Below are 5,072 nucleotides of genomic sequence, written 5' to 3' on the forward strand. Positions count from 1 at the left end.
ACCCCGCACCGTCCCCCTACGACTCCCGCACCTGGCAACCGGCGCCGCCTCCCCACCCCTACGCCGACCTGCCCCCCGCACGGCCTCCCCACGCCGACCCGGTCCCCGAGCCCGCCGCCCACCGGGCACCGCGCCGGGACGCGCTCGGGCACCACAGCGACCTGCGGGTCCTGCGCAGCGCCTACCGCTGGCAGCGACGCACCGCCACGCTCACCGCGCTCGGCTACTTCACCCTGTTCCTGATCCTGTCCGCGTACGCGCCCGGGTTCATGACCGGCACCCTCGCCGACGGTCTGCCCACCGGACTGGCGCTCGCCCTGCTCCAACTCCCCGTCACCTGGCTGGCGATCGCGCTGTACGAGCACACCGCGCGCCGCCACGTCGACCCGCTCGCGGACCGCATCCGCAAGGAGGCCGAACTGGACGCCCGGCGGGAGGCGGGACGGTGACGGAGTTCACGATGACCGGGTTCGCGACGAACGAGTTCGCGACGACCGGGTTCAGCGGCAACGCCCAGGCGATGTCCCTGGTCGGCTTCACCGCCGTCGCCACCGTCACGCTGCTGCTGTGCGTGATGACCGGCCCCGACCGCGACGACCTCGACGAGTTCTACACCGGGTACAGCTCCCTGTCCCCCATGCGCAACGGCCTCGCGATCGCCGGCGACTACATCTCGGCGGCGACCGTGCTCGGCACGTGCGGCGTGGTCGCCCTCTTCGGCTACGACGGCATCGTGCTGGCGCTCAGCACCGCCCTGTCACTGATGCTGCTGATGTTCCTGCTGGCCGAACCCCTGCGCAACGCGGGCCGGTTCACCATGGGCGACGCGCTCGCCCGCCGGATGCCCGGACGCAGTGTCCGCATCGCCACCTGCGTGGTGACCATCGCCGCGCTGCTGCCGCTGATGCTGGTGCAGCTCGCGGGCACCGGGCAGCTGCTCGCCTTCGTCCTCGGCTTCTCCGGCGAGTCGCTGGAGACCGGCTGCATCATCGGCCTGGGCGTGCTGATGATCAGTTACGCGGCGATCGGCGGCATGAAGGGCACCGCCCTCATCCAGATCCTCAAGATCGTGATGCTGCTCGGCTCGGGCGCCGTGGTCGCCGTGCTGATCCTGAACCGCTTCGACTGGGACCCGGGCGCGCTGTTCGACGCGGCCGCCGACCGCAGCGGCGTGGGCCCGGCCTTCCTGAACTCGGGGCTCCAGTTCGCGGGCGGGCCCCACCCCGAGGCGGACATGATCACCTCGCAGCTGACCGTCGTCCTCGGCGGCGCCTGCCTCCCCCACGTCACCATGCGCATGTACACCGCGTCCTCCGCCCGCCAGGTGCGCCGCTCGATGTCCTGGGCGGTCTCCAGCGTGGCACTGTTCGTCCTGGTCATCACGGTCGTCGGCTTCGGCGCCACGGCGCTGGTGGGGCGGGCGGTCATCGCCGGGATCGATCCCCAGGGCAACACCGCCTTCCTGGTCGGCTCCCAGGCCGCGTTCGGCGCGGAGGTGTCCACCGCGGAGACCTTCCTGTTCACGACCGTCACCACGGCCGTCTTCCTCACCCTGCTCGCCTCCGTCGGCGGCATGATCCTCGCCTGCGCCAACTCCCTCGCCCACGACGTGTTCGCCACCCGCGTACAGGAGATGTCACCGCGCCGCGAGATGACCCTCGCCCGCGTCTGCGCCCTGGCCGTCGGCGTCCCCGCGATCCTCCTCGCGACCCTCGTCCAGCACCGCAGCCTCCAGCCCCTGGTCACCCTGTCCTTCTGCCTGGGCGCCTCGGCCATCGCACCCGCCCTGGTCTACGGCCTCTTCTGGCGCCGCTACACCCGCGCCGGGCTGCTCAGCACCCTCATCGGCGGCTCGCTGGCCGTGCTGCTGCTGATGCCGGGCACCAAACTGGTCTCCGGCTCGCCCGTCTCCGCCTTCCCCGAGGCCGACTTCAACTGGTTCCCGTTCACCACGACGGGCCTGGTCTCCATCCCCCTGGGCTTCGCCTGCGGCTGGCTGGGCACGATGCTCTCCGGCCGGCACAAGGCGGAGGAGCAACGCCGCCAGTACGAGGCCGTGGAGGGCTCGATCCTGGCGGGGGCGGTGCGCAGGGGCGGCTGACGGCGACCGGGACCGCGGGACGCGGGGCTTGGGCGCGGGACGCGGGGCTCGGGCGCGGGACGCGGGCGCGGGGCGGTGCCCCGGTGTCACTCCACGGCCCGCCCCGTCAGCGAACTGAGGTTGCTGCGTACGGAGGCCATGTGGGCCTGGAGTTCGTCCCACCGCTCCCCGTGCTCGCGCAGCACGCGCTCCGTGTCGCGGGCAATCCGCTCCTGGCGCGCCCGGGCCTCGGCGACCACCTCGGCCGCCCGGGCCCGGGCCTCCTCCTGCCACCGCCCGGCCGCCTCTTCGGCGTCGGCCAGCGCCTCCGCCGCCTCACCCGCCTCCTGCTCGGCGCGGGCCACCAGCTCCGCGTGGTGCGCGTCCAGGGCGCGCGCCCGCTCGTCCTCCGCCCGCTCCTCCGCGGCGAGCCGTTCGGCCAGCTCCCTGCCCTGCTCGGCGAGCATCCCGGTTGTCCGCTCGCGCATCTCGCGCAGCGCGGCCAGCGCCTCTCCGCGCCCGGCCTTCACCTCGCGCCGGGCCTCGATCCGTGCCTCGTCGGCCTCCGCGCGCGCCGCCAGCAGCCGGTGCCGGGCCCGTTCGTCGGCCTCGGCGCGTACGGCGTCGGCGTGCGCCTGCGCCGCCTCACGCACGCCGGCCGCGTGGGCCCGCGCGTCCTCCGTCAGACCCTCCGCCGTCCTGCGCGCCCTCTCCCGTACGGCCTCGGCCTCCTCCTGGGCGAGCCGGAACAGGCGCCGGGCGCTCTCCCCGAGCGCCTCGTAGTCCTGCGGGGTGAGCTGTGCGACCACCTCCCGCAGGTCCTCCAGCTCCTCCTCCATCTCCCGGGCGAGCACGGTGAGCCGGGCGGCCCGTTCCCAGGCCGCGTCACGCTCCCGAGAGATTGCCTCGGCACACACCTCCACCTGTTCGGGACGGTAGCCACGCTCGCGCCCGCGTACGGTCACGAAGCCGTGGGGAGGCGCCGATGCGCTGCTCATGCTCATCACCCCTGTGGGGAACCTGCCGCACTAAATGGACTTAACCGACTTTATGGATCGTTCGTAAGCCCTCATGCTGCGACACACCGCACGCGAACGGGCGGGGCCCGGTCGCCTCACAGGTCGACCGGGCCCCGCCCGTCGGGCACGTCAGGGGTACGTACGTCAGCGGCGCGGGCGCCTCACAGCAGCCCGTCCCACATCTGCTCCAGCAGCACCGACCACCAGCTCTCCGGCGAGCCGAGCGCCGCCGGGTCCAGCGCGGCCAGCTGTGCCTGGAAGTCCACCGTCCAGCGGCCCGCCTGCTCCTGGTTCAGACCGAACCTGAGCCGCCACATCCGGCCCAGCAGCGCCAGGCAGCGCGCGAACTCCGGCAGCCCCGAGTTCACGAACTGCGGCGGCACGGGCGCACCGCCCGGCCCCGCCTCCACCGGCACCGCCACGATGGCCGCCGTGCCGTACTGCACACAGATCGCCCGGCCGAAGTCACTGCCCACGACGAGGTACGAACCCGCGTCCGAGGCCGGCTGCACTCCGCGCTCGGCCGCCAGCTCCGCCAGCGTCGGCACCGGACGCCCCGGCTGGGCCTGCGCCCAGAAGAACGGGCCCATGTCCATCGGCAGACCCGCCGCCACCAGCGTGTGCGCCACGACCGGCGGCACACCCTGCCGGGACACCGCGGCCTGCTCGAACCGGAAGACAGCCGGGCCGAACGCGCCGCCGAGCTCCTGCCCGATGACCTCCGGCGGAACCGGCGGCACCGGCTGCACGTGCGGCAGCGGCGCGCGCACCGGCGCCGGACGGGCCGGCCCGTCGGCCACCTGGTGCAGCTCGCCCTGATGCTCCAGCAGTTGCTGCATGCCCTGCTGCCGGCTCGCGTGGTCCGTGCCGTAGGGCGCGATCGAGGTGATCCGCGCCTGCGGCCACTGCTCCCGGATCATCCGCGCGCAGTACGCGCCCGGCAGCACGCACGACTCCAGCTCCGTGTGCAGCTCCAGCACCTGGTCCGGCGGCACGTTCATGGCGCGCAGCTCGTGGAAGATCTGCCACTCCGGGTGCGGTGTACCCGGCGCCGAACGCCGGATCAGCTGCTGCTCGGAGCCGTCCTGCGCCCGGTAGCGCAGGACGGCCTGGTAGCCGGGACCGACGGTCGGCAGACCTGCGGGCTGCTGCGGATAGCCGTACGCCGGCGGCTGACCGGGGACGGGCCCGCCGGGCGGCGGCATCGCACCGGGCGCACCGGGCGGCTGCGCGGCACCCGGGCCGCCGGGGACGCCAGGACCGGCGGGAGCACCAGGAGCACCGGGGACGCCCGGGGCGCCCGGAGGCGGCGGAGGCGTGCCGGGGCCGCCCACCGGGGGCGCGGCCAGCACGGTCTGCGCATGGTGCACGGCACCACCCGCACCTCCGGAGGAACCCTGCGGGCCGGGCGCACCCGCACCCGGAACACCGGGAGCGGCAGGGGGCGGCGGCGTACCCGGACCGCCGGGCGCACCAGGGACGCCGGGCGCACCGGGAGGGGCCGGAGGACCGGGCGGACCGGGCGGCTGAGGTGCGCCGCCGCCCGTCCGGCCCGGGTCGGCCAGCATCGTGGCGGCATGGTGCATCCCGCCCGGGGGCGTCCCGCCGGAGGCGCTCGGCGGAGGCGGCGTACCCGGAGCACCGGGAGCACCGGGAGCACCGGGAGCACCGGGAGCACCGGGAGCACCGGGAGCACCGGGAGCACCGGGAGCACCCTGCCCGGCCGGAGGCTGCGGCGCGTTCGGCGGAGGCGGCGTACCCGGACCACCCGAACCCCCCGGCCCCTCGGGACCGAGCGACGAAACCAGCTGCGTCGGCACGTAACCGCCCGCCGGCGCACCCGGCGCGGACGGCGGAGGCGTACTCCCCGGCCGCGCGCCCGGCGCACCCGGCGGAGGCGGCGTCGCCGAACCACCGCCACGGCGCGGCGGCGCCGCCTTGCTGGTCGCGGCGTCGGCGATCTCCCCGGCGTT

Annotated in this window: 4 protein-coding genes; 2 read left to right on the forward strand and 2 right to left on the reverse strand. The window is 75.0% G+C overall.

The genetic code is table 11. The features are described from left to right. Positions 1-68 precede the first annotated feature (68 nt). Complete coding sequence (locus tag EBH09_RS14740) at positions 69-449, forward strand: DUF485 domain-containing protein (RefSeq protein WP_121747807.1); 381 nt, start codon at positions 69-71, stop codon at positions 447-449. A gap of 11 nt (positions 450-460) precedes the next feature. Beyond that, complete coding sequence (locus EBH09_RS14745) at positions 461-2,101, forward strand: cation acetate symporter (protein ID WP_121747808.1); 1,641 nt, start codon at positions 461-463, stop codon at positions 2,099-2,101. Positions 2,102-2,187: 86 nt separating this feature from the next. On the opposite strand, the gene EBH09_RS14750 is transcribed toward EBH09_RS14745, so the two are convergent. After that, positions 2,188-3,078: a cellulose-binding protein gene (locus EBH09_RS14750; protein ID WP_121747474.1), complete on the reverse strand. Its 891-nt coding sequence runs from the start codon at positions 3,076-3,078 to the stop codon at positions 2,188-2,190. Positions 3,079-3,260: 182 nt separating this feature from the next. Then, on the reverse strand, positions 3,261-5,072 hold a 1,812-nt coding region (locus tag EBH09_RS14755; protein WP_193776323.1), incomplete at its 5' end, for an SUKH-4 family immunity protein.

Origin of the sequence: Streptomyces sp. E2N166 (genome assembly GCF_003671715.1) — a bacterium.
GTDB classification, from domain to species: Bacteria; Actinomycetota; Actinomycetes; order Streptomycetales; family Streptomycetaceae; genus Streptomyces; species Streptomyces thinghirensis.